This window comes from Bradyrhizobium sp. 6(2017) (assembly GCF_011058295.2).
GTDB lineage: Bacteria > Pseudomonadota > Alphaproteobacteria > Rhizobiales > Xanthobacteraceae > Bradyrhizobium > Bradyrhizobium septentrionale.
Map to the genome: position 1 here is coordinate 9,562,268 of NZ_CP049289.2, position 23,248 is coordinate 9,585,515.

The following is a 23,248-nucleotide window of genomic DNA, read 5'->3' on the forward strand; positions in this document are numbered from 1 at the left end:
CCAAACGGGAGTGAAGAATCGATGGCCACCAGCACCAGCACTCTGCCCGCCTCCGCCAGCGGGCTCTATGCCAACCCGCGCCAAGACTGGCTCGCCCAATATACCGAGGAGATCATCGATCCTGGCAGGCCGATCGTCGATCCGCATCACCATCTCTGGGATCGTGGGGGCTTGCGCTATCTGGTCGAGGAGATGCGCGACGACATCGCCTCCGGCCACAACATCGTTGCCACCGTCTATGTCGATTGCCGGTCGATGTATCGCGCCGACGGCCCGGAGGCGTTCCGCCCGGTCGGCGAGGTCGAGTTCGCCAACGGCGTCGCGGCGATGGCGGCGAGCGGCGGGTACGGCAAGGCCGCGATCTGCGCCGGCATCGTCAGCCACGTTAATCTTCTGATCGGCGACCAGGCCAAGGCGGTGCTGGAGGCGGAGATCGCCGCCGGCAACGGCCGGTTCCGCGGCATCCGCCACTCCTCGGCCTGGGACGAGGACCCCAACGTCGCCCACATGTATGCGAACCGGCCGAAGGGAATTCTGCTCGATTCCACCTTCCGCAAGGGCTTTGCCTGCCTGGCACCGCTCGGCCTCAGCTTCGACGCCTGGCTGTTCCACCCGCAGATCGGCGAGCTCACCGACCTCGCCAGCGCCTTTCCCGACACAAGGATCGTGCTCGACCATTGCGGCGGCCCGGTCGGCACCGGCCGGTTCGCCGGCAAGCGCGCCGAGACCTTTCCGGTCTGGAAGGCGTCGATCCAGGAGATCGCCAAATGCCCGAATGTCGTGGTCAAGCTCGGGGGGCTTGCAATGTGCCTGCTCGGCTACGACTTCCACCTCCGCCCCCGGCCGCCGTCGTCGGAGGAACTCGCCGCCGCCTGGCGGCCCTATGTGGAAACCTGCATCGAGGCCTTCGGCCCAAGCCGTTGCATGTTCGAGAGCAACTTCCCACCTGATAAGGGGCAGTGCAGTTACCAGGTGATCTTTAACACCTTTAAACGGCTTGCTTCACAATATAGCGAAGCCGAGAAGACCGCGTTGTTCTCGAAGACGGCAAAGGATGTCTATCGGCTCGATATCGGGTAAGCTCTCGACTCATGGATGACGGCATCACCATCCGACCGCTTCGCGAGGCTGATGCGGAAGCGGTGGTCGCACTTTACGCAAAGGCAGCTGCGGTGGAACCGCGGCTGGGACCTGTCACGCTGCCGCAATGGGACCAGTTCCTGAAGCTGCCGCAGAATCGTGGCGGGCGCGACTTTCGTATTGCCGAGCGGAATGGCCGGCTCGTCGGCCTCGCCGAATCCTCGTTGCGCGACCAGGGCGCGCATCATTCCCGGTTCCTCAAGATCGTCGTGGCGCCCGAGATGCGCCGCCGCCGGATCGGCCTCGCGCTGATCGACGACATCCTTGCGATCGACGCCGATCCCGATCTCACCGTGCAGACGCTGGTGAGCAGCGATTGGCCGGCAGGAATGGCCTTCGTGACCGCCTTCGGCTTTGTTCATGTCGAGTCCGAGATCGGGATGAAGTGCGTCGAGCCGTTGCAACCGGCCCGTACGCTTGCGGCCGCCCGCGCCACCATCGAGCAGGTGACCGACGTCACCGCTTGCGCGGCCGAGGTCGCACGCATCCACAATGCCGCCTATGCCTCGGACGCCGCATTCCGCCTGTATTCACCGGAGGAGATGGCGCAGGTGCTGACCGAGAGCGGGGTCTGGATCGCGTCGGAGGATGGGCAGGTGTCGGGATTCTGCCTGACCGAGCCGGAGCGGAACTCGATGTGGATCGAATCGGTCGCCGTCGACCCGGCGCGGCAGGGACGCGGGCTCGGCCAGCTCTTGGTCTATCGCGTGCTGAGCGCACACGACGTCTCGGTTGAGCATCCCTGCTGGCTCAACGTCTCGAGCCGCAACGCGCCCGCGCTGAAGATCTACCGCCGGCTCGGCTTCCGGCCGCAGCACGAGACCTGCCGCTTCAGCGCCCCGCGCCGCGAACTGATCGCCGCGCGCGAGCGCAAGCCTCGCTAGCCGCGCCCTACGCCCACTCGCCCTTCCGGAACACCGGCACACTGCGGCCGTCGGCATGGATGCCGTCGATGTCGGTGTCGGCCGAGCCGATCATCCAGTCGATGTGGATCAGGCTCTTGTTGCCGCCCTGCTCGGCGATTTGCTGCGGCGTCAGCCTGTCGCCACAAACGAAGCATTTCGAGTAGCACTGGCCGAGCGCGATGTGCGAGGCGGCATTCTCGTCGAACAGCGTGTTGAAGAACAGCAGCCCGCTCTTCGAGATCGGCGAGGAATGCGGCACCAGCGCGACCTCGCCGAGGCGGCGTGCGCCCTCGTCGGTGTCGAGCACCTTGTTCAAGACTTCTGCGCCGGGCGAGGCCTTGGCCTCGACGATGCGGCCCTCCTCGAACTTGACCGAAATATTGTCGATCAGCGTGCCTTGATAGGACAACGGCTTGGAGCTGACGACGTGGCCGCTGACGCGGCGGCAGTGCGGCGTGGTGAAGACCTCCTCGGTCGGGATGTTGGCATTGCAGACAATGCCGTTCTTGGCGGTCGAGGCGCCGCCTTCCCATTCATGGCCGTCGGCGAGCCCGATCGTGAGATCCATTCCCGGACCGGAATATTTCAGCGCGTGGAAGCGCTGGCCGTTGAGCCAGTCGGTGCGTTCGCGCAGTCTGGCATTGTGCTTGTCCCAGGCGGCGACGGCGCCATCCTGATCGACCCGGGACGCGGCGAAGATCGCATCCGCCAGCTTGGCGACCGCGACGTCCTCGGCATCATCGGGGAACATCTGCTTCGCCCAGGACGCACTCGGATAGGCGATGATGTTCCAGTTGGTGTCGAAATTGACGATCTTCTCCAGCGCCGGCTGGTAGGCGATCGAATTGGCCTTGCTGGCGCGCGCGACTTTCGCCGGGTCTTCGCCCGACAGCAGCATCGGATTGTCGCCGACGATCGCAAGCCGCGCGGTGTTGGCGCCGAACGCCTTCGCCATGCCCTCGTAAAGCCAGCCCGCGGCGCGATCGAAGCTCGCATCGTTGGCGTAGCGGTAGCGCGCCAGCGTGAGCTCTTCGTCGGAGAAGAACGGGGTCACGATACCGGCGCCGGCCTTGTAGGCATGCTCCACGACCCGCCGCACCAGCGGCATTGCCACTGAGGGTGCCGTCAGCAGCAGATCCTGCCCCGGCTGCAGCTGCAGGCCGACCTTGATCGCGACTTCGGCGAGCCGATCGAGTTTTACAGGATCGATCGAGGCGGAAAGGTTGCGTTGATGTGCGGTCATGAAGTGTCCGGCCGTGTCGTTTGAGGGTGTTGAGGATTCGTAGTCCAATTCGATCCGCATTCGCAAGGTTCCCGCCCGCCGCACCCGATCACGCGACGGCGAGCAATTGCCTCGAATTTTACCGCTTCACTGAATTAAGCACCCGGTCGACCATCTCGGGCGCGAGGCCGAGATAGTTTTTCGGTGCGGTGAGGCGGTCGATCGTCGCCCGATCGATCCGGCTTACGACGCGTTGATCCGCGGCGAGCGCCGCGGCCAGCGTCAGGCCCTTGTCGTTGGCGACACGGCAGGCGTCGTAAACCACATCATGCGCCTCCTGCCGCCCGATCGCGGGCGCCAGGCCCATCATTACGGCCTCCGCCACAATCAGCCCGCGGCTGATGTCGAGATTGTCGGCCATCCGCTTCTCGTCGACGATCAAGCCGCCAAGCGCGAATCTGGCCTGATGCAGCGCGCCGGCGGTCAGCACGAAGCTTTCCGGGATCGCCATCCACTCGGCGTGCCACGGGCCGGTGGCGCGCTCGAAATCCTGCACCATCGCATCCAGCATCAGGCCGGCATGCTGGCGCACGGCCTTGGCGGCGGCGAGCATCAGCTCCGACGAGATCGGGTTGCGCTTTTGCGGCATTGTCGAGGACGCGCCGCGTCCCTTCACGAAGGGCTCGTAGACCTCGCCGAACTCGGTCGAGGCCATGATCATGATGTCGAGCGCGATCTTGCCGAGCGTTCCCGTGACCAGCGCCAGGAAATTCACCGCTTCCGCCAGCCCGTCGCGCGCGACATGCCACGTGGAGACCGGAACGCCGAGGCCAAGCTCCTCGCACAGCGCCTTCTGCACGTCGAAGCCCTTGTCGCCCAGCGAGGCCAGCGTGCCGGCGGCGCCGGCGAACTGCCCGACCAGCACGCGCGGCTTCAGCTCCGCCAAGCGCGCGGCATGGCGATCGAAGGCCGCGAGCCAGATCGCGGTCTTATAGCCGAAGGTCACCGGCAGCGCCTGCTGCAGATGGGTGCGGCCGGCCATCGGCGTGTCGCGGTAGCGTTTCGAGAGATCGGCGAGGATGGTGCGCAATGCAGCAATGTCGGCCTCGACAATCCTGAGACCGTCGCGCAGCTGCAGCACCACGGCGGTGTCCATGATGTCCTGCGTGGTCGCGCCCCAATGAACATAGCGGCCGGCCTCGCCGCACTGCTTCACCATCTGATGCACCAGCGGCAGGATCGGGTAGCCGACGACATCGGTCTCCTGCTTCAGCAGGTCGAAGTCGAGTGCGGCGACATCGGTACGCTCGGCGATCTCCTCGGCAGCTTCCGCCGGGACCACGCCGCAGCGTGCTTCGGCCCTGGCCAGCGCGACCTCGACCTCGGCATAACGGGAGATCAGCCGCAGATCGGAAAACACCTCGCGCATCTCGCTTGTGCCGAAGGCATCGCGAAACAGCACGGAATCGAGCACGGTGGTCGAGGTGGGGAAGCCGGACATGGACAGATCCTTGGGCGCATCCTATTGCCGATCGCAGTCGGCAAAGTCCCTATCACGGCGCAGCCCTGCGCCCTACCCCTCGGCAGGCACCTCGCCGAACACCTCGGCTGCGATCTTGCTGGTCTCGATCGCAGCCGGAATGCCGCAATACATCGCGACCAGCAGCAGCACGTCCTGCACCTGCGCGGCGGTGCAGCCGTTGGCCAGCGCGCCCTTGGCATGAACGCGGAACTCGGCGGGCTTGCTGCTCGCCGCGGTGATGCCGAGCATCACGAGGCTACGGATCTGGTCGGACAGCCCGCTGCGCTCCCAGACGTCACCGTAGACATAAGCATTGATGATGTTTTGCAGCGGCGTGCCAAAATCACCGGCAGCCGCCATCCGCTTGGCGACATCGCCCTCGCCGAACATCTTCTGACGCCGCCGCAGCCCGCGCGCATGGAGATCGCTGATGTCGACCATCGTCTGGCTCCCTGTATGGGCTATTTATACGGATAATTATGGCGCACCTCAATATTGCGAAAGGCCTTCCGCTTGCATTTCTGACGTATTTATCCGTATAAATTTATCAAAGCAGGCGCGAAGGGGACCGGAATGAAGTTACGGCTGGGGCTGCTTGCCGTCCTGCTCTCGGCACTTCCGGTCCTGCCGGCTCTCGCGGCGGACGGCTCCCACAACGACCGCTCAAGATCATCGTGCCCTTCCCGGCCGGCGCCGGCCCCGACAATGTCGCGCGGCTGGTCGGCCAGCATCTGCAGGACGCCTTCGGCCAGACCGTGCTGATCGAGAACCGCGCCGGCGCGCTCGGCAGCATCGGCGCCCAGGAAGTCGCCCGCAGCGCGCCCGATGGCTACACGCTGCTGATGGGTACCAACACGACCCATGCCAGCAACGTCGCGACGCTCAAGAGCCTGCCCTACGACCCGGTGAAGGATTTTGCGCCGGTCATCCGCACCACCACGACGGCGATGGTGCTGCTGGTCAACCCGAAGCTTGCGGCCAAGGACCTGCCGCAATTCCTCGCTTACGCCAAGGCCACTCCCAATCTGACCGCGGGTTACGGCTCCGGCGCGTCGCAGATCTCGATCGCGCAGCTGCAATCGCGCGGCGGCCTGTCGCTGATCGCCGCCTCCTATCGCGGCGTGCCGCAGGCGATGACCGACGTGATGGCGGGGGTGATCGACCTGACGTTCGGCGATTTCTCGGTCGCGATCCCGCAGATGCAGGGTGGCACCTTGCGTGGCATCGGCGTGACGTCGGCGACCCGCAACGAGCTCACCCCGGGCCTGCCCGCGCTGTCGGAAGCGATGCCCGGCTTCGAGGCCACGATCTGGTACGGGCTGTTCGCGCCGGCCGGCACGCCGGAGCCGGTGGTCAACAGGATCTACGCCGAATGCGCCAGGTACCTCGCAATGCCGGAGACGAAGAAGAAGCTCGCCGATGTTGGCGTGATCGTGGCGCCGCTGGCGCCCGCCGAGTTCGGCGCCTTCGTCAGGAGCGAGGTCGTGCGCTGGTCGGCGGAGGTCAAGGCGGCCGGCATCCAGCCGCAATAGACGAGAGCTCTGTCGCATCATGGCTCGCGAGACACCTGTTGGCATGATTGGCCTGGGGCTGATGGGATCGGCCCTCTCCGCGCGGCTGATCGACGCCGGCGTAGGCGTAATCGGCTTCGACATCGATGCCGCGAAGAACGACGGCTTGAGGGCCAGCGGCGCCGAGTTCGCCGCCTTCGCCGCCGATGTGGCGGCGCACTGCCGGACCATCGTCATCGCGGTGTACGACGCGGGCCAGGTCAAGGGACTGCTTCCGGACCTCGCCAACGCGGCGGTGCCGCCGCTGGTGATCTGCACCACCACCTGCGCGCCGGGCGAGATCGCTGTGATCGCCGAATTCGCCTCGCGCTCGCGCTTTGCCTTGATCGAGGCGCCGATCTCGGGCACCAGCGCCGAGGTCCGCGCCGGCACCGCCACCGCGCTGGTCGCCGGCGATGCCGATGTCATCGACGCCGCCGAGCCGACGCTCGACATCCTCTGCCCGCAGCGGATCAATGTCGGTGCGATCGGCAATGCGAGCCGCACCAAGCTCGCCATCAACCTGATCCTGCAGAACAACCGCGCCGCGCTGGCCGAGGGCATCGCCTTTGCCGAGAGCCTGGGCCTCGACGGCGCCACGTTCCTTGCGACGGCGCGGCAATCGGCGGCATATTCCAAGGCGATGGACAGCAAGGGACGGAAGATGCTGGCGCGCGATTTCTCGCCGCAATCGCATATCGCGCAGACCTTGAAGGATACCGAGCTGATCCTGCGGGAGGCCCGCCGGCACGGCCTGCCCTTGCCGCTGACCTCAGTGCAGGCCGAGCTGCTGCGCGCGGCGGTCGCGCTCCAAGGCCCCGAGAGCGACAGCGCCGCCGTGATCGAGGCGATCCGTGCCGGGCGCGGCCGGGATGAGGGGCATTCATGATCAATTGTGCGATCATGGGCCTCGGCCGCTGGGGCCGCGCGCTGGTCGAGGCCGCGCAGAACGAGCCGCGGCTCAGGATCACAAGCGCGGTCGAACCCGACAGCAAGGGCGCCGCGAGTTTCTGCGCGGCGCATGGCCTGTCCGCCGCGACGAGCCTGGAGGCCGTGCTCGCCGCGCCCGAGATCGACGCCGTGCTGCTGGCGACGCCGCATTCGCTGCACCGGAGCCAAGTGATCGCGGCCGCCGCGGCCGGCAAGCAGGTGTTTTGCGAGAAGCCGCTGGCGCTTCGGCGCAACGACGCCGCCGAGATGTTCGCGGCCTGCCGCAACGCCGGCGTGCTGCTCGCGGTCGGGCATAATCGCCGGTTCTGGCCCTCGATGCGGGCGCTGCGCGCGATCACAGCCTGTGGCGAGCTCGGCACGATCCTGCATGTCGAGGGCCACAACAGCAACGAGAACTCGCAGACCATCACCCAGGGCTGGCGGCTGTCGCCCGAGGAGTCGCCGGGCGGCGGGCTGACCGGCGCGGGACTGCATGTGCTCGACGGTTTCGTCAGCCTGCTCGGCCCCGTACGCCAGGTCTATGCCCGGTTGAGTGCGCGCGCCGTCGGGCCGCCGCCGCTCGACACTGCAACCTTGGCGATTGAATTTGTGAATGGCGTGAGCGCAACCCTTGCGACAATCCGCGCAACACCGTTCTATTGGCGCGTGCATGTGTTCGGAACGAAGGGATCTGCCGAAGTGCTCGACGAGGTGACGATGGTGCTGCGGAAATCCGGCGAGGTGCCCGCGACGACGCGCTATCCGGCGGTCGACACGCTCACCGCGGAACTCACAGCCTTTGCCGATGCGGTCGAGGGCAAGCAGCCGTTCCCGGTGCCGGAGGCAGATGTGCTGGCAACGCTCGCTGCATTCGAGGCGGCACTGCAGTCGATGCAGACAGGACATCCGGTCGCCTGCCATACGGCATACCAGTGACCCACCATGTCTGAACAACCGGACAGGGCGAGATCGTCCCGCTATCGCGACATCGCCACCGGACTGCAGAGGGACATCCGTCTCGGCACCTACGCGGTCGGCAATCTGCTGCCGACCGAGACCGAGCTGATGGCGAGCTTCAGCGCGAGCCGCCAGACCGTGCGCGAGGCGCTGCGCATCCTGATCGAACAGGGCCTGATCGTGCGCCGCGCCGGCCTCGGCTCGGTGGTGATCGCATCCGAGCCGCCGGTATTGTTCACCCACAGCGTCAAGTCGCTCGGCGAGTGGCTGCGCTACTCCAACGAAACCTACCGCGACGTCGTGGCTAGCAGCGACATCGTCGCCGACCGCAAGCTGGCCGGGCTCCTGAAATGCGAGCCCGGCAGGAGCTGGTTCTTGATCGAGGCGGTGCGCCGCTCGGACCAGTTCGCCGCGCCGCTCGGCTGGACCGAGATCTACGTGCTGCGCCGGTTCGCCGATGTCGTGACCCGCAGCGACCATGGCCGCACCCCGGTGCATGAGCAGATCGCCAAGATGTACGGCCAGGTCACCGAGCGCGCCCAGATGGAGATCTTCGTGCGGGGCATGCCGGCGCCGATTGCCAAGGCGCTCGGCGTCAAGACCGGCTCGCCGGCGCTCACCGTGGTACGCCGCTACTACGGCCTGCGCGAGGAACTGTTCGAGGTCACCATCACCACGCACCCCGAGGGGCGCTACACCTACACGATGGACATGCAGCGCTCGCTGCGACCGAAGCTTTAGGGGAAACGCCTTATCGCGCCCGCGCCAAATGCGTGCTGGCAGAGGTGTGCGCCATCTGCGGGGTGCCGCTCACGCCCCAGATCGCGACCGCGATCAACGCGGCCGCCCAGACATATGGCACAGCATTCAGCTTCTTCATTCCGAGATCATCCCCAACGTCCTGGGAGCACTGATCAGTCTCACGACCCTGGTCGTGAATCTCACGACCTCGATCATCAGCGTCTCACCAGGCATCCGTCCTCACAACGCTACTAAGGTTAGACCTTGTCGGTTTCAGGACGCCTTCGTGCCAATCCGGAAATGATTTCGTCGGAACCGGCCTCTCTCATCCCAATTGATGAGACCGCGGGCCCGACCGGCTTCGGCTCCATTCGAGACAAAGGCAAAGAGAATTTTCTGCCCAAATTTGAGTCAGACGCACAACAAACATTCCAAACGTGCGGCCGCTGAATTCTTTTTGATTGTCGCGGCGACTCCGGCCGTGTCATCAGGGCGATGACAGTGTGATGACAAGGGGCCTCCCGTGACTGCCCAACCGGCCAAACCGCAAGGCGGCTCCCGCCGCCACTCCAAGGAAACGCAGGAGGAGGTGGTGCGGTCGCTGGAACGGGAACTGAAGCTCCTGATCGAAGAGCGCCATGAGCGCGCGCTCCGGCTCGGCCTCGACATTGCAGGCAAGACGCCGAAGACGGACCAGTAGGGCCGCGGCCGCGTCTCGTCCCTGAGGCACACGATCTCCACCGCTGATTCCCGCGACCGTCTGCCATGGCTGGTGTGTGCTGGCATGCGTCCATCGTGATGCGGCCTGCTCCGGGCACGACGGTTGCGCAACGGGGGGATTCCGATTCACCAGTCAGACAGCCAAGCTCTCGGTGTCATCACCCGCGCATGCGGGTGATCCAGTATTCCAGAGACGCCAGTGCTTGAGCCGAGGGGTCGCGGCGTACTGGATCGCCTGGTCGAGCCGGACGATGACACCGGAGAGAATGAGTGCCCACGGCTCTTCCCACGCGTCGTCCCTGCGAAAGCAGGGACCCATAACCACAGGATTGGGTTGTTGAGATGAGCTGTGGCCACAGCATCGCGCAACAATCGCCTTCAGTGGTTATGGGTCCCGGCCCCCGTGCGCAATTGCGCCCTAGGCCGGGACGACACTGGATTTGTCGCGCCACTTGTGAGTCACATATCTGCATCCTCGCGACATGATTTGTCCGAGCTTTGCTCTTCGTTCCGCCCTCTCTCCGAACAGAGGGCGCAGGGAAAGCCGGGTGCCGATCGCACCCATGGGCCCCGAGCAATGGGTAGAAAGCTCGGGGGTAGGACCACAGGTGTAACCGGAGCAATCCGGCTTTCCCTGCGCGATGGGTTACGGCTTACTTCGTGCTCTCCCCGGCGAGACTGGGCTTGCTTGTCACCGCCTTCGCAAAACGCGCTTGCGTCTTGCGACGAGACACCTGCCGCTAGCTAGGGCGTCAGGACCACACGACTTCACCGTCCGCCTCATGCGCACTCGTCAGTCGCGCATTCCGCGTCCACCGCATCCCACACCGCGTTCGTGACGACCGCGAAGCGCCCCTCGATCGGGTGAGACGGGCATATTGAACATCTAAGTTGGGTCAAGCGTCAAGTCGAATTCTGAAAAGCCGAACAAATAAATCGAAGATTGACAGCCCGTCGACTCGCAGGATGGGTAGACCGCAGCGAAACCCATCATTTGCGCCGCGGAAGGGAATTGATGGGTCTCGCTTCGCTCCACCCATCCCACGCTCTACTGACCACGCCTCCCCCTCGTTTGCGCGGCTCGATCACCCTCCAACGTTCATCGCATTATCGCGCTCTCCACGAACGCCACCGGCGTGCCTTTCGCAAGGCCGGCCGCGACGCGCCCCGCGTCCCAGTTGGTCAGCCGGACGCAGCCGTGGGACTCCGCCTTCGAGACCTTTCCGGGATCGGGGGTACCGTGAATGCCATAGCCTTCCGCCGAGAGGTTGATCCACATCGAGCCGACCGGGTTGTTCGGACCGGGCTTGATCGTGAAAGGCCGCTTCGACTTGACGCCCTTGAACTTGTAGTCGGGGTTGTAGCGATAGGTCGGGTTCTTGTTGATCGCCGTCACCTTCAACGTCCCGCTCGGCGTCGGCTTCTCCGCACTGCCGACCGTTGCGGGATAGAATGCAACGAGCTTCCCCGCAGCGTCGAAAGTGCTGAGCGTCTGCCGGGTCTTGTCGACCTCGACGCGTGCAACCGGCGCCGGATTTCCCGTGTCGAGGACGTTCGCAACCGCGATCGTATCGCCGGCCTTGTCGAATTTCTGTCCGGGATTGAGCGCTTGCAGCAACTCCTCGCTCATGTGGAATTTCTCGGCGAGCGCTTCCCGTGGACTTCTGTAGCCCAGAGCCGGCAGATCCTTCATGCCTTCCATTTTCGGCGGCAACTTCTCGAGGAACGGCCCTTTCACGTCCGCCTCCGCTATCGTGTAGTTGACGATCGCAGCTCCGTCGCTGGCAGCGGCAAGCCTGGTCCAGAGGTCCGCCGTCACCGCCTTGTCGAACGACAATCCATTTGCCCCGGCAAAGGCCGTCAGCGCCTTCCGTGCGTTCTCGCCCAGCTTGCCATCGATCTCGCCGGGGGAGAAATGCGCGCGATCGAGCATAATTTCGAGCCTCGCAACGGAGGCATTGACCTGGTGAGGGCCGGGCAATTTTGCCGACGGCGCCGCCGCATCGTTGATCGAGGCCGCGTCGAGACCCGCCGCCGCCGGCGCGGTCGACACAAGCAGCAGCACAATGGCAAGGGGCCGGAACATCTCGCATCCCAACGTGGCAACCTTCGGTAAAGCCACGGAAAGCTGCGAAGTTCCAATGCAAGCGGCACCGTCAGCGGAGGTCGCATCACGGAGGCCTGTTCCGCCTGATGCGCGGGCCGGCCTCATTTCCGCCCAAGAAAATGAGCGCTCTAGCAAAGGTTGGAAGTCGCTTTCAGAACACTTTTCTTGCAGTTCATTTTCCAGTGGGTGCTGCCATGACCTTGATCGATGGCTTGGGTTACCTCGCGTCGGCGCTTGTACTGCTGACGTTCTGCATGAGCACCATGTTGAGCCTGCGCACCGTCGCGATATTCAGCAATCTGGCGTTCATCAGCTATGGATTGGGCGACCGGATCTATCCAGTGCTCATCCTTCACATCATTCTGCTGCCGCTGAACGTGCTGCTGCTGTTCCAGATGGTCCGCCTGCTCCGCAAGGCAAAGCTTGCTGCGGCGACGGATCTTTCTCCGAACTGGCTGCAACCGTTCATGCACGCAAAGCACATCAAGGCAGGAGAAACCATCTTCAGGAAAGGCGACGATGCCGACCTTCTCTATATGGTCGTATCGGGGCAGGTCAGGTTTCCCGAGATCGATCGCGGGGTATCGGCAGGCGAACTGTTCGGAGAGATCGGACTGTTTTCCCTCGAACGGCGTCGCACGCAAACTGCCGTGGCGGCAACGGATGTGGATCTGCTGTGGATCAGCGACGCTGCGCTGAAGAAGCTGTGCGAGCGCAATCCAGGACTGTCGCTGTATTTTCTGCGACTGACGGCGACCCGGATGACGGAGAACGCGGCCCGTGCAATCGGGGCTGCCGCGCCCAATCCGGTGTAACCGCGCCGGAAGATGCGCGTCGCCTGCCGGTCCTACGGCGCGGACGAAACCGCTGGGCTCGGCAACGGCGCAAACTGCATCTCTGCGACGGCCGAGCCTGCATAAGCACTGGCGATCAGGATCATGACTCGAATGGCGACGAACATGGTGCCTCCTCAGTGTTTTTCTTGGTCTCTCAATGCCAGAGACTTCTTTCGCCCCGTTGAGGAAAGCTGGTTGCTGCAATCTTGAGGGCATTGGTAAGCGAGCCGTTTACGCAGCCATCGCACGAAGTGGGAACCGTTTCACCACGTGGGAACCGTATCGACCGATCGATCGGACCGCTAAACGCGCGGTTCACTGTCGCAGGGCATTGTTCGCCTCAATCAAGAAGGCGCAATCACAATGCCGATTTTCAGGACGATTCTTGTTGCCGTATCGATTTTTCTTGCCGGTTTGTACGTCTACGACGCCTGCCGCAACGTCGACTTGCTCATGATGGCGCCGGTCGGCGACGTCGTTGCACGGCGCTGGCCCGAAGGCGATGCGTTCCGTCCCACCGCGGCCCCGGTCTCGGCCGCCGCTGTCGACCCGACGCCGGCGGCGCGCGTTAGGGAAACGTTTGCGATGTTCATCCCAAGGGACGGCCGGCGCCATACGCCGACGCAGCGCAGCCTGTAGCGGCTTCGGTTCAGCCCAGCGATACGCCCGCCTTTGCGCGGCTCATGCCCAGGGTCACAATGCGATGCAGCAGACCCGCGTAGTCCAGCCCGTCATGCAGGGCCGCGGTTGCGAACTCCTGGCTCCTGGCGATTTCAGGATTGGGATTGGCCTCGATGAAATAGGGAACGCCATTGGTCGAGAGGCGGAAATCGATGCGCGCGTAGCCATCGAGCCCGAGCGTCCGGTAGATGCGTTTCGCCAGCCGTTGAATATGGGCGGATAGTTCCGGCGTCAGATTCCCGGCCGGCCCGTCCTCAATTCCGATGCGCTCCTGATAGCTCGGATCGTGCTTGACCTTCTCGGTGGCGATGTGCCGCGCACTGTGACCGCCCATGCTGCCGAACTTCAATTCCCAGACCGGCAGAACCCGCAGCCTGTTGTTGCCAAGCACGCCGACATAAAGCTCGCGCCCCTCGATGAACTGCTCGGCGATGGCGGCGGTTCCGATCCGTTCGTGGATGAAGGCGACCCGCTCGGCGAGCTTCTCGTCGGTGTCGACGATGGAAGCCTGCGAGATGCCGAGCGATCCATCCGAGCTCAGGCTCTTGACGATCAGCGGTAACGCCAGACGCGGCGGCCGCTTGACCTTGCGGCGCATCGGGAACACGGCGAAGGCCGGCACCGGAATGCGGCGATGATGCACCAGCGTCTTGGACAGATCCTTGCCACGCGCCAGGATCAGGCCACGCGGGTTGCACCCGGTATAGGGGATCTTCATCAACTCGAGATAACTCGCGATGTGCTGGTCATACACCACCTCGTAGTGGAATTCCTCCAGCAGCGTGAACACCACATGCGGCTTGAAATTTTCGATCGCGTCGCGGACCGGCTTGATTTCCTCCTGCACGCCGAGCGGACGGACCTCATGGCCGGCCGCGCGCAAGGTGCTGACGACGTCGTATTCCGTTTTCCAGGCATTGATCTCCTGGGCGGAGTAGCCGTCCGAGGAATCCGGCGGCACGAAGTCCGGGTGCATCAGCACGAGAATGCGAAGACGTTTCATAGCGCGATCCATTTCCGGCGCGACGGGCCGAACAGCGCGTGCATGGTCTTGGCGGTGAGCAGGATGGTGAAGTTGGCGACGAGCTTCTGCTCAGGGCCGACGGCGCGCAGATTGAGCTCGCGACAGCGCGAGATCATATCATCAAGCACGGCATCGAGCGTCAGCTGGTTCTCGCCGGTCCAGCGCGCGACCAGCTGCCTGATCTGGGCGCGGTGCCGCCTGATGAAGAGTGAGGCCGCCGGATGCCGTTGATGCCGTGGATCGGCCGAGAACAGCTTGGACAGGTCGCGATCATAGGTCTTCGGTGGATTGAAGGCGTAGAACGCCTGCTTCTTCTTGTAGTGCTCGCCGAGCGTCTGCTTGAGTGAATGTAATGGATCGACGCGCTCGCGCGATGTGAGCAGCGGCCGCTTGCCGGCAATCTCGCCCATCAGCTCGTCGACATATTCGAGCTTCTTCAGTGCCGGCCAGCCGGCATAGCGCGTCCGCCAGTTCGAACGCGGCCGCAGCCACACCGCGAAGGTTTCCGCAAAATCCTCGTCCGGATGGCTCTGCGCGTACCACAGCCGAAGATGCTGGACATAATTCCGGCTGGCCGGATTCGGCCGGTAGTAGCGCGGGTAGTGGCGCGACGACGGACCGAACAGCTGCTGCCAGCGCCGGCGGCGTTGCAGCTGGTAGCCGTGCTGGATCACGTGGCCGGCCTCGTGACGGAGAATGGCCATGCACTCGGACCAGGTGCCGCCCTCGACGTCGAGCATCATCTTCTTCTCGAGCTTCATCAGGCGAGGATGGGCGAGATAGAACGGAATAGCGATGCCGGGCGTACTCGACGGACTGAACCATTCGCTCGATATCCACGCGTGCGGCCGCAGCCGCAGCCCCCGTTCCTCGAGCTCCTCGCTAAGCGTGCTGACGCAGTCCGCGAGCCAGGTGCCCTCGACCCTCACCCTCAGGCTGCTGAGGCGTTGCTCCAGCAACTGCTCATCCGTCAGATTCTCCCAGGCATATCTCCGGCGCGGCATAGGTCTCCAGACGTCACGGCAAATCGAAATCCGGATGCTGTCATAGGTTGCTGCCGGTCACAACCGCCCGGCCTTCGCGACGGCCCCCGATCAGGCCGGGCAGCGACCGCGCGGAACGCAAACGCCCTCGCGCTTTCTGGTATAGTCGACCGATATTCACTTAGGCAATTTGAGGGGACGAGAATGGATTATCGGCGACGGCTGCTTTTTCACGGCATGGCCTTGTTCCTGATTGGGCTGGTCACCGGCCTTCTCGAGCAGCACTTCAGCAATGTGCGGATGGCGCTGGCGGCACATCTCGAAGGCGTCATGAACGGCACCTTCCTGCTCGCGGTCGGCGCGATCTGGAGCGAGGTCAGGCTGCCGTCCCGCGCTAGCGCGATAGCCTACTGGGCGCTGCTGTGCGGGACCTACGGCAACTGGGCCGTGACCACGATCGCCGCCATTCTCGGAACCGGCGCACTTTCGCCGATCGCAGCGCCCGGCCTCAGTGCCGCGCCATGGCAGGAAACGCTCGTGACCGCAGGGTTCATCTCGATCGGTCTTGCGATCATCGCAGCATCGATCCTGCTGTTGTGGGGGCTGCGCGGCAAGGCGGCGCTGGTTGCGCCTAAGGCCTGACCCAGCGCTGCACGGCAGCAGTGGTGTCGGCGGGATTGGTATTGAAGCAGATCGAGGCATCGGGCGCGAGCCGGTGCACCAGATTGAGGATCGTCTCGAACAGCAGCAGCCGTTCCGACGGCTCGCGCAACCCGGCGCCGATCACGACGCAATCGTAGCGACGCGCGTTGAGGGCCGCCGCCGTCACCGCTTCGGCGGTCTCGCCTGTATCGATCAGGCAGCTCTCGACGTCGTAGCCAAGCGTCCGCAGGCCGTCGATCTGCGCGTCGATGTAGCTGCGCACCAGCTCGGGGGTAAACTGCGGGAAGGCGGCGAGATCGACGAAGGCCGGATCGAGACCGATCGCCAGCACCGAGGGTTTCGTCATGGTCGCGGTTCCCGATCCAATACATTTCGTCCGAGCATGCCGCAGGTTTGAGTCGAAATCGCGGAAGCGCGTGACCCGTAGCCCGGGTGAGCGGAGCGATACCCGGGGCCGGTCGTCGCAACGCCCCGCATGTCGCTGCGCTCATGCGGGCTACGTGGCGGCGCTTTGCGTCGAAACTGCGGAGCGGTCAGCGGCGGCCGGGGTCCTGCGCGGCGCGCGCGGCCGCAGCCGCACGCCGCTGCAACAATTCGCGCTCCCGCGTATTGCCGGCGAGATCGGCCGCGGCCTCGAACGCGACGCGGGCCTCGGCGAAGCGGCTCAGCCGGTGCAGCAAATCGCCGCGCACGCTCGGCAGCAGATGATAGGAATTAAGCGCCGGCTCGTGCGCGAGACCGTCGACGATCGCGAGCGCGGCGAGCGGACCTTCCGCCATGCCGATCGCGACCGCGCGGTTGAGCTCGATCACCGGCGATTTTACTAGCGCGGCGAGATCGCCGTAGAGGGTGGCGATGCGGCGCCAGTCGGTCGCGTCCGATGTCCCGGCCTCGGCGTGGCAGGAGACGATCGCAGCCTGCAGCACATAGAAGCCGCCGGCGCCGCCGAGCTCGCGGGCGCGCGCCAGCGCGAGCTGGCCGCGGCGGATTTGCAGGCGGTCCCAGCGGGCACGGTTCTGGTCCATCAGCAGGATCGGCTCGCCGTTCGCATCGGTGCGCGCCGCCATCCGCGAGGCGTTGAGCTCCATCAGTGCGGTGAGGCCGTGCGCTTCCGGCTCCAATGGGGCGATCGCGGTCAGCACGCGGCCCAGGCGCAGCGCCTCGTAGCAGAGCTGCGGCCGCAGCCATTGGTCGCCGGTCGCCGCGGTGTAGCCCTCGTTGAAGATGAGGTAGACGATTTCGAGCACCGAGGCGAGCCGCTCCGACAATTCCGCGCCGCGCGGCGTCTCGTAGGCGAGGCCGGATTCCGACAGCGTGCGCTTGGCGCGTACGATACGCTGGGCGATCGCCGCCTCGGTCTGCAGGAAGGCGCGCGCGATCTCCTCGGTGGTCAGGCCGCAGATCATCCGCAGTGCCAGCGCGGCACGCGCCTCCCGCGACAGAAGCGGATGGCAGGCGGTGAAGATCAGCCGCAGCAATTCGTCGCCGATATCGTCGTCAAGCGCGGAATCGAAATCGGGCATGGTCTCCTGCTCCCGCGCCAGATCGTGCGCAAGCATGCCGTGCCGCTGGCTGAGCATGCGATTGCGCCTGAGATGATCGAGCGCGCGGCGCTTGGCGGTCGCCATCAGCCAGGCGCCCGGTTTCTCCGGGACGCCGCTGACCGGCCAGTGCTCGAGCGCCGCGACCAGCGCTTCCTGGGTCAGATCCTCGGCGAGCGGCACATCGCGCAGCATCCGCGACAGGCTGGTGATCAGCCGCGGCTGCTCGATGCGCCAGACACCGAGAATGGTGCGCTGGATGTCGTCCGCGGTCACGCCGGACACCGGCAACACGCCATCATCGTCAGCACTCCATGAAGGGACGAACCTCGCATGACAGTTCCCAATCCGGCATGTGGTCAAGATGAAGCTGCATGAACTCGACCGCGCGCGCCACGGCTTCCTCCTTGTCCTTCAGCTCGAAAACCGCGTAACCGCCGACCACCTCCTTGGCCTCCATGAAAGGACCATCGGTGACGGTGAGCTTGCGGTCCTTGATCTTCACCTCCGCGCCCGCCGTTCGGGGCAGCAGTGCGCCCGTATCAAGCATGCGGCCGGCCGCGATCTCACGTTCGGCGAGCTTGCCGATCGCCTCGCGCAGCGCGGGATTTGGCAACATCGGCTTCTCGGCGACCAGGACATACATGAAGCGCATCGCGTGCCTCCTCTATTCACCGCACTGGCCGGCGAAGCCGGCAAAGGCGCGGACCTCGCAGGTACCTTCCCAGCCCGGCATGTGCTCCCTGTGCAGCTGCATGAACTCGACCGCGAGCGCCACCGCCTCCTCCTTGCTGCGGAGCTCCGAAATGGCATAGCCGCCGATCACCTCCTTGGCCTCGACGAAGGGGCCGTCGACGACGCTGAGCTCGCCGCCGACCAGGCGAACCTGCGCGCCGGTGGCAAGCGGCATCAGGCCGGCATTGTCGATCATGCGGCCGGCCTTGATCTCGCGGTCGGCGAGCTTGTGCATCGCCTCCAGCAGTTCCGGGGTCGGCTGCTGCGGCGGCTGGGACGAGAGGACGATCGACATAAAGCGCATGAAATGCTCCTGTTCCCGGCGAGCGGCAGGATTATTGCGGTGAAATCGGCTCGCTATGGGGGACGACGATCCGGGGCGGGCAGGATCGACAGGGGGCTGGGAATTATTTTTGAGTATTGCTGCGTAAGAGGGCGACAATCCCCTCCCCGTCACCTTGAGGTGCGAGCCTTGCGGCGCAATTGCGCCGCTGGGCGAGCCTCGAAGGGTGCGCGGCCCGGCTTGTGGCCGTCGATCCTTCGAGACGCCGCTTCGCGGCTCCTCAGGATGACGGGGAACTAGCCCGCAAGCGGGGAAGGCAAGCGAACACCCGCCTTACTGCTCCCGCAGCATGATCAGCGGGTCGGCGCTGTCGGGGACGCGGCGCCACTGGGCGTTGTCGTCGGCTTCAAACTGCCAGGTTTCTCCCTTGGGCGACATCAGGACCATCTGGCCGTGATCGAGCCGCCACAGCGACGGATTGAAGGCCGCGACCGCCGGATCGCATTTGCCTTTCAGGAACACCTGGAAATTGTCGTTGCCGGCCTCGGTGTTCGTCAGCACCAGCACGCAGATCGCCTGGCCATTGCCGCGCACCATCGACCAGTCGCCGATCATCTGGTCCATCGACTTGGCGAGCGAGCGCGCGGCGGCGAGGTTTTGCAGGATGTAGACGCCCTCGTTGGTGCGCATGCCCTCGAAGATGCCGGTCTCGACCTCGGTGAAATCGATCACGGCCTCGCCGGCCGCGTTCTGCAGCCGCACGATGTCGCCGAGACCCTTGATGCTCCAGCCGGCGATGTCCTTGGTGAAGGGCAGCGCGGCGGCGCAGGCCGGCTCGAGCTCGAGCTTGAAGCCTTGCGGCGTCTGATCCGGTTTCAGGGTCACGACGCAGGTCTTGCTGCGCTCGGTGGTGGCGAGCTCCCACTGCCCGATCATGTCCTTCTTCAACGTCGAGGCATCCTGCGCGGCTGCCGGACCGGATGCGGCCAGCAGCAGCAGGAGCGCGACGTTGAAGCGGGACAGGGTCATCAGCGGCCCTTCACCGGGGTTTCGGCAACCGGCGTCAGCGGCGGCTTGCCGGCGAACCAGTTCTTGATGTTGTCGACCACGAGCTGGTCCATCGCATTGCGCGTCACCACCGAGGCCGAGCCGATATGCGGCAGCAGCACGACATTCTGCATCGCCTTGAGCTCGTCCGGCACGTTCGGCTCGGCCGCGAACACGTCGAGACCGGCGGCCAGGATGGTGCCGGATTTCAGCGCCGCGACCAGCGCCGGTTCGTCGACCACAGAGCCACGCGCGACATTGATCAGCACGCCACGGGGCCCAAGCGCCTTCAGCACATCGGCATTGATCATCTTCGCGGTCGAGGCGCCGCCGGGCACGATGACGATCAGGGTGTCGACCGCCTTCGCCATCTCGATCAGATCGGGATAGTGCTTGTAGGCGACGTCCTTGGACGGATTGCGCGAGTGATAGGACACCGGCACGCGCGACGCTTCGAGGCGGCGGCCGATGGCCTGGCCGATCCGGCCCATGCCAACGATGCCGATCTTGCGGTCGCGCAACGAGCCGACGCTGAGCGGATAGTTCTGGGTCTGCCACAGGCCGGAGCGCACATAGCGGTCGGCCTTGACGAACTCGCGCAGCGTCGCGATCAACAGCCCCATCGCGACGTCGGCGACCTCCTCGGTCAGCACGTCGGGCGTATTGGTGACCACAATATTGTGATCGCGGGCGTAATGGGAATCGACGTGGTCATAGCCGACGCCGAAGCTGCCGACGATCTCAAGCTTCGGAAACAGCGCCATCGCGGTCTTGTCGGTCGCCATCGTGTGATAGGTGACGGCGATACCGCGGATCTTGTCCTTCGTCTCGCCCGTCAGGCGTTCGAGGTCGCCGCGGCTTTCGGCCCGGTGCAGCACGTATTGATCGGAAAAGCCGTTTTCGAGGATTGGCCTGACAGGTCCATAGATCAACAGATCGATCTTTTCGGAAGAAATCGGGGCCATCAATTGTCCTTTCCTAACGCGCTCTCATGCCAACGCCGCAACAGAAGATGCGAAACTAGCGCCAGCACCCCATAGATGACAATCCCGGCCAGCGATAGCAGAAGAAGTGCTGCAAACATGCGGGGAATATTCAGCCGGTAGCCCGATTCAGCGATCCGGAACGCCAGGCCCGAGCCGGCGCCGGCGCTGCCCGCCGCGATCTCCGCGACCACGGCGCCGATCAGCGACAGCCCGCCGGCGATGCGCAGGCCGCCGAGGATATAGGGCAGCGCCGCCGGCAGCTTCAGGAACAGCAGCGTCTGCAGCCGTGAGGCGCCATACAATTGAAACAATCCGGCGAGGTTGCGATCGACCGAGTTGAGGCCGAGCGTGGTGTTCGACAGCACCGGAAAGAACGCCACGATCCAGGCGCAGACGATCACCGCGGTCTGCTGCTGCAGATAGATCAGGAGCAACGGCGCGATCGCGATCACGGGCGTGACCTGCAGCACCACCGCATAGGGGAACAGCGAATATTCCAGCCATTTGGACTGGTTGAACAGCAGCGCCAGCACCACGCCGCCGATCGCGGCGGCAACGAAGCCTTCGAGCGTGGTCAACAGCGTGACGCCGAGCGATTGCGACAGCACCGGCCAGTCCGCAACCAGCGTCTTCAGCACCAGAAGCGGGCTCGGCAGCACATAGGGCTGGATGCCATAGGCGCGGACGATGGCTTCCCAGAGCACGAGGCCCGCGGCGAACACCGCGACGGGAAGCAGGAAGCGCACGAGATCCTGCGGAGACTTCATGCGCCCGCCTGCCCTGCATAGGACGGCGCCAGTGCACTGGAGACCTCGCGGCAGAGCGCGGCATATTCGGCCGAGGTGCGGAACTCCTCACCGCGTGGCTCGGACGATGTGATGCGAAACTCGGCATCGATCCGGCCCGGGCGCGCGGTCATCACGATCACGCGTTGCGAGAGATACACCGACTCGAACACCGAGTGCGTCACGAAGATGACGGTCTTGTGCAAATTACGCCACAGCGACAACAGGTCGTTGTTGAGGCGAAAGCGCGTGATCTCGTCGAGCGCCGCGAACGGTTCGTCCATCAACAGGATATCCGGGTCGGTGACCAGCGCGCGCGCCAGCGACACCCGCATCTTCATGCCGCCGGACAATTCGCGCGGATAGGCGTTCGCGAACTCGCTGAGCCCGACCTGATCGAGCGCGGCCGCGATGCGCGCATCGGCGCCGGCCGCAGGCACGCGGGCGAGCTTCAGCGGCAGGCGGACATTGTCGCGCACGTTGGCCCACGGCATCAGGGTCGGCTCCTGAAACACGAAGCCGATCCTGTGGCTGCCGCGCGGCTCGGTGCCGTGATGGGCGAGCTCGACCGTGCCGGCGCTGGGCGTGGCGAGGCCGGCAATCAGCCGCAGCGCGGTGGACTTGCCGCAACCGGAGGGCCCGAGCAGCGAGACGAACTCGCCGCCGGAGACATCGAGGTCGAGCGGCCCGAGCGCCGTCACGCCGGAGTCATAGGTCTTGGTGACGCCGCGCAGGCGCACGGCTGACCGGGCATCGGATTCAGACAACGCAGCCCCCGCCATCCGGCCGTCAGTTCTTCGGCCGGAGCTCGACGCCGACCGCCTTGTTGACGAAGCGCAGCGTGTAGCCCTGGCGGTAGTCGATGGTGCTCTTGACCACGCCGGCGCGCACCATCTTGTCGAAGAAGCTCGCCATCCGCTCGTCCGTCATGGCGCCGATGCCGTTCTTGATGGAATCGCCGGAATCGACGATGCCGTGCTCGCGCATCTTGGCGACGCAATAGGCCAGCAGCTCGTCGTTCATGTCGGGATTGAGCTTCTTGATCATCGCATTGCCGGCCGAGTTGTCGCCGTAGACATAATGGAACCAGCCGACAACAGAGGCATCGACGAAGCGCTGCACCAGATCCGGCTTCTTGTCGACCAGGTCGCGGCGGGTCTCGATCAGGGTCGAGTAGGAGTTGAACCCGTAATCGGCGAGCAGCAGCACGTTCGGCTTGAAGCCGGCGGCCTTCTCCACCGCAAAGGGCTCCGAGGTGACATAGCCCTGCATTGCGGTCTGCTTGTTCACGATGAAGGGCTGCGGGTTGAAGGTGTAGGGCTTCACCTTGTTCTCGTCGAAGCCGTATTCCGATTTCAGCCACTGGAAGTAGCTGGTGATGCCCTCCTTTGAGATCAAAAGCGTCAGCGGCTTCAGATCCTCGATCTTGGTGGCCTTGACCTCGGGATGGGTCAGGAAGACCTGCGGGTCCTTCTGGAACATCGCGGCAACCGCGACCAGCGGCACGTTGTTGGTGACGGCGTCGAAGGTCTGCAGCGAGTTCGCGCTCATGAAGAAGTCGAGCTTGCCCGCGATCAGGAGCATGCGGTTGTTCTCGTTGGGACCGCCGGGCACGATCGTGACGTCGAGGCCGTATTTCTTGTAGGTGCCGTCGGCGACCGCCTGGAAGAACCCGCCATGCTCGCCCTCGGCGACCCAGTTGGTGCCGAACGAGACCTTGTCCAGCGTCTGTGCCCGCGCCGGGACGATGGCCGCGGCAACGCAGAGGGCGGCGGCCAGAAGGTTCGTGGTTAACGCTCGCGGCAAAAAGGCCCGGATCATGGTTGGACTCCGTCTGACATTATGGCCCATGATGGAAGGCCGGGGCGCGGATCATGCCCCGGCGACGAG

The 23,248-nt window shown here is 64.8% G+C and carries 26 protein-coding genes; 10 read left to right on the forward strand and 16 right to left on the reverse strand.

The features are described from left to right. Positions 1 to 21: 21 nt before the first annotated feature. Both G6P99_RS45440 and G6P99_RS45445 read left to right on the forward strand, forming a co-directional pair. Complete coding sequence (locus G6P99_RS45440; protein WP_165126795.1) at positions 22 to 1,080, forward strand: amidohydrolase family protein; 1,059 nt, start codon at positions 22 to 24, stop codon at positions 1,078 to 1,080. A gap of 11 nt (positions 1,081 to 1,091) precedes the next feature. Further along, positions 1,092 to 2,024, forward strand: a complete 933-nt coding sequence (locus tag G6P99_RS45445) for a GNAT family N-acetyltransferase (RefSeq protein ID WP_051345948.1) — start codon at positions 1,092 to 1,094, stop codon at positions 2,022 to 2,024. 7 nt (positions 2,025 to 2,031) lie between these two features. Here the strand turns inward: G6P99_RS45445 and G6P99_RS45450 are convergent, their stop codons facing one another. The 3 genes from G6P99_RS45450 to G6P99_RS45460 form a co-directional block, all read right to left on the reverse strand. After that, positions 2,032 to 3,288, reverse strand: a complete 1,257-nt coding sequence (locus G6P99_RS45450; RefSeq protein WP_029078001.1) for an aminopeptidase — start codon at positions 3,286 to 3,288, stop codon at positions 2,032 to 2,034. A gap of 118 nt (positions 3,289 to 3,406) precedes the next feature. Then, on the reverse strand, positions 3,407 to 4,768 hold the full coding sequence (gene pcaB, locus G6P99_RS45455) for a 3-carboxy-cis,cis-muconate cycloisomerase (RefSeq protein WP_029078002.1): 1,362 nt from the start codon (positions 4,766 to 4,768) through the stop codon (positions 3,407 to 3,409). Between the two features lie 72 nt (positions 4,769 to 4,840). Beyond that, complete coding sequence (locus tag G6P99_RS45460; RefSeq protein ID WP_029078003.1) at positions 4,841 to 5,230, reverse strand: carboxymuconolactone decarboxylase family protein; 390 nt, start codon at positions 5,228 to 5,230, stop codon at positions 4,841 to 4,843. A 233-nt stretch (positions 5,231 to 5,463) separates the two neighbouring features. On the opposite strand from G6P99_RS45460, the gene G6P99_RS45465 reads away from it, so the two are divergent. The 4 genes from G6P99_RS45465 to G6P99_RS45480 are packed head-to-tail and all read left to right on the forward strand — an operon-like array spanning position 5,464 to position 8,967. After that, the gene (locus tag G6P99_RS45465) at positions 5,464 to 6,321 is read left to right on the forward strand and encodes a Bug family tripartite tricarboxylate transporter substrate binding protein (protein ID WP_246709429.1); all 858 of its coding nucleotides are present in this window, start codon (positions 5,464 to 5,466) and stop codon (positions 6,319 to 6,321) included. A 43-nt stretch (positions 6,322 to 6,364) separates the two neighbouring features. Continuing rightward, complete coding sequence (locus G6P99_RS45470) at positions 6,365 to 7,228, forward strand: NAD(P)-dependent oxidoreductase (protein WP_334261888.1); 864 nt, start codon at positions 6,365 to 6,367, stop codon at positions 7,226 to 7,228. After that, on the forward strand, positions 7,225 to 8,205 hold the full coding sequence (locus G6P99_RS45475) for a Gfo/Idh/MocA family protein (protein WP_029078006.1): 981 nt from the start codon (positions 7,225 to 7,227) through the stop codon (positions 8,203 to 8,205). The genes G6P99_RS45470 and G6P99_RS45475 overlap by 4 nt, the downstream gene beginning before the upstream one ends. A gap of 6 nt (positions 8,206 to 8,211) precedes the next feature. Further along, entirely contained in the window at positions 8,212 to 8,967 is a 756-nt protein-coding gene (locus G6P99_RS45480; protein ID WP_029078007.1) for a GntR family transcriptional regulator, read from the forward strand. 10 nt (positions 8,968 to 8,977) lie between these two features. Here G6P99_RS45480 and G6P99_RS45485 read toward each other — a convergent pair whose 3' ends face one another. Continuing rightward, positions 8,978 to 9,106, reverse strand: coding sequence for a hypothetical protein (locus G6P99_RS45485; protein WP_256375138.1), 129 nt, complete (start codon positions 9,104 to 9,106; stop codon positions 8,978 to 8,980). Positions 9,107 to 9,490: 384 nt separating this feature from the next. On the opposite strand from G6P99_RS45485, the gene G6P99_RS45490 reads away from it, so the two are divergent. Continuing rightward, a complete protein-coding gene (locus tag G6P99_RS45490) occupies positions 9,491 to 9,667 on the forward strand; it encodes a hypothetical protein (RefSeq protein ID WP_165126797.1) in 177 nt (58 codons plus the stop codon). 1,119 nt (positions 9,668 to 10,786) lie between these two features. Here G6P99_RS45490 and G6P99_RS45495 read toward each other — a convergent pair. Beyond that, positions 10,787 to 11,773 carry a L,D-transpeptidase family protein gene (locus G6P99_RS45495; RefSeq protein WP_035977566.1) on the reverse strand — a complete coding sequence of 329 codons (987 nt, stop codon included), beginning with the start codon at positions 11,771 to 11,773 and terminating at the stop codon, positions 10,787 to 10,789. Positions 11,774 to 11,988: 215 nt separating this feature from the next. On the opposite strand from G6P99_RS45495, the gene G6P99_RS45500 reads away from it, so the two are divergent. Next, entirely contained in the window at positions 11,989 to 12,609 is a 621-nt protein-coding gene (locus G6P99_RS45500) for a Crp/Fnr family transcriptional regulator (RefSeq protein WP_165126799.1), read from the forward strand. A 384-nt stretch (positions 12,610 to 12,993) separates the two neighbouring features. Beyond that, positions 12,994 to 13,269 carry a hypothetical protein gene (locus tag G6P99_RS45505; RefSeq protein ID WP_029083240.1) on the forward strand — a complete coding sequence of 92 codons (276 nt, stop codon included), beginning with the start codon at positions 12,994 to 12,996 and terminating at the stop codon, positions 13,267 to 13,269. A gap of 10 nt (positions 13,270 to 13,279) precedes the next feature. Here the strand turns inward: G6P99_RS45505 and G6P99_RS45510 are convergent, their stop codons facing one another. Together G6P99_RS45510 and G6P99_RS45515 are read right to left on the reverse strand one after the other, a co-directional pair. Continuing rightward, positions 13,280 to 14,314, reverse strand: coding sequence for a D-alanine--D-alanine ligase family protein (locus G6P99_RS45510; RefSeq protein WP_029083239.1), 1,035 nt, complete (start codon positions 14,312 to 14,314; stop codon positions 13,280 to 13,282). Next, a complete protein-coding gene (locus G6P99_RS45515) occupies positions 14,311 to 15,339 on the reverse strand; it encodes a putative zinc-binding metallopeptidase (protein WP_029083238.1) in 1,029 nt (342 codons plus the stop codon). Before G6P99_RS45515 ends, G6P99_RS45510 begins: the two co-directional genes overlap by 4 nt. Positions 15,340 to 15,522: 183 nt before the next feature. On the opposite strand from G6P99_RS45515, the gene G6P99_RS45520 reads away from it, so the two are divergent. Next, on the forward strand, positions 15,523 to 15,960 hold the full coding sequence (locus G6P99_RS45520; RefSeq protein ID WP_029083237.1) for a hypothetical protein: 438 nt from the start codon (positions 15,523 to 15,525) through the stop codon (positions 15,958 to 15,960). Here the strand turns inward: G6P99_RS45520 and G6P99_RS45525 are convergent. From G6P99_RS45525 to G6P99_RS45565, 9 genes are all read right to left on the reverse strand, one after another. After that, positions 15,950 to 16,327: a hypothetical protein gene (locus G6P99_RS45525; RefSeq protein ID WP_029083236.1), complete on the reverse strand. Its 378-nt coding sequence runs from the start codon at positions 16,325 to 16,327 to the stop codon at positions 15,950 to 15,952. The two genes, G6P99_RS45520 and G6P99_RS45525, sit on opposite strands and share 11 nt — an antisense overlap. Positions 16,328 to 16,514: 187 nt before the next feature. Next, the gene (locus G6P99_RS45530; RefSeq protein ID WP_245284803.1) at positions 16,515 to 17,816 is read right to left on the reverse strand and encodes an RNA polymerase sigma factor; all 1,302 of its coding nucleotides are present in this window, start codon (positions 17,814 to 17,816) and stop codon (positions 16,515 to 16,517) included. Positions 17,817 to 17,826: 10 nt separating this feature from the next. Beyond that, positions 17,827 to 18,177, reverse strand: a complete 351-nt coding sequence (locus tag G6P99_RS45535; protein WP_029083234.1) for a YciI family protein — start codon at positions 18,175 to 18,177, stop codon at positions 17,827 to 17,829. Between the two features lie 12 nt (positions 18,178 to 18,189). Further along, positions 18,190 to 18,561: a YciI family protein gene (locus G6P99_RS45540; RefSeq protein ID WP_029083233.1), complete on the reverse strand. Its 372-nt coding sequence runs from the start codon at positions 18,559 to 18,561 to the stop codon at positions 18,190 to 18,192. A gap of 312 nt (positions 18,562 to 18,873) precedes the next feature. After that, positions 18,874 to 19,569 carry an AprI/Inh family metalloprotease inhibitor gene (locus G6P99_RS45545; RefSeq protein ID WP_029083232.1) on the reverse strand — a complete coding sequence of 232 codons (696 nt, stop codon included), beginning with the start codon at positions 19,567 to 19,569 and terminating at the stop codon, positions 18,874 to 18,876. Further along, positions 19,569 to 20,552, reverse strand: a complete 984-nt coding sequence (locus tag G6P99_RS45550) for a 2-hydroxyacid dehydrogenase (RefSeq protein WP_029083231.1) — start codon at positions 20,550 to 20,552, stop codon at positions 19,569 to 19,571. Before G6P99_RS45550 ends, G6P99_RS45545 begins: the two co-directional genes overlap by 1 nt. Next, on the reverse strand, positions 20,552 to 21,340 hold the full coding sequence (locus G6P99_RS45555) for an ABC transporter permease (RefSeq protein ID WP_029083230.1): 789 nt from the start codon (positions 21,338 to 21,340) through the stop codon (positions 20,552 to 20,554). Before G6P99_RS45555 ends, G6P99_RS45550 begins: the two co-directional genes overlap by 1 nt. After that, positions 21,337 to 22,140 (reverse strand): ABC transporter ATP-binding protein, encoded by an 804-nt coding sequence (locus G6P99_RS45560; protein WP_051346552.1) that lies wholly within the window; start codon positions 22,138 to 22,140, stop codon positions 21,337 to 21,339. The genes G6P99_RS45555 and G6P99_RS45560 overlap by 4 nt, the downstream gene beginning before the upstream one ends. Positions 22,141 to 22,147: 7 nt before the next feature. Next, entirely contained in the window at positions 22,148 to 23,179 is a 1,032-nt protein-coding gene (locus G6P99_RS45565) for an ABC transporter substrate-binding protein (RefSeq protein ID WP_029083228.1), read from the reverse strand. Positions 23,180 to 23,248: the final 69 nt, after the last annotated feature.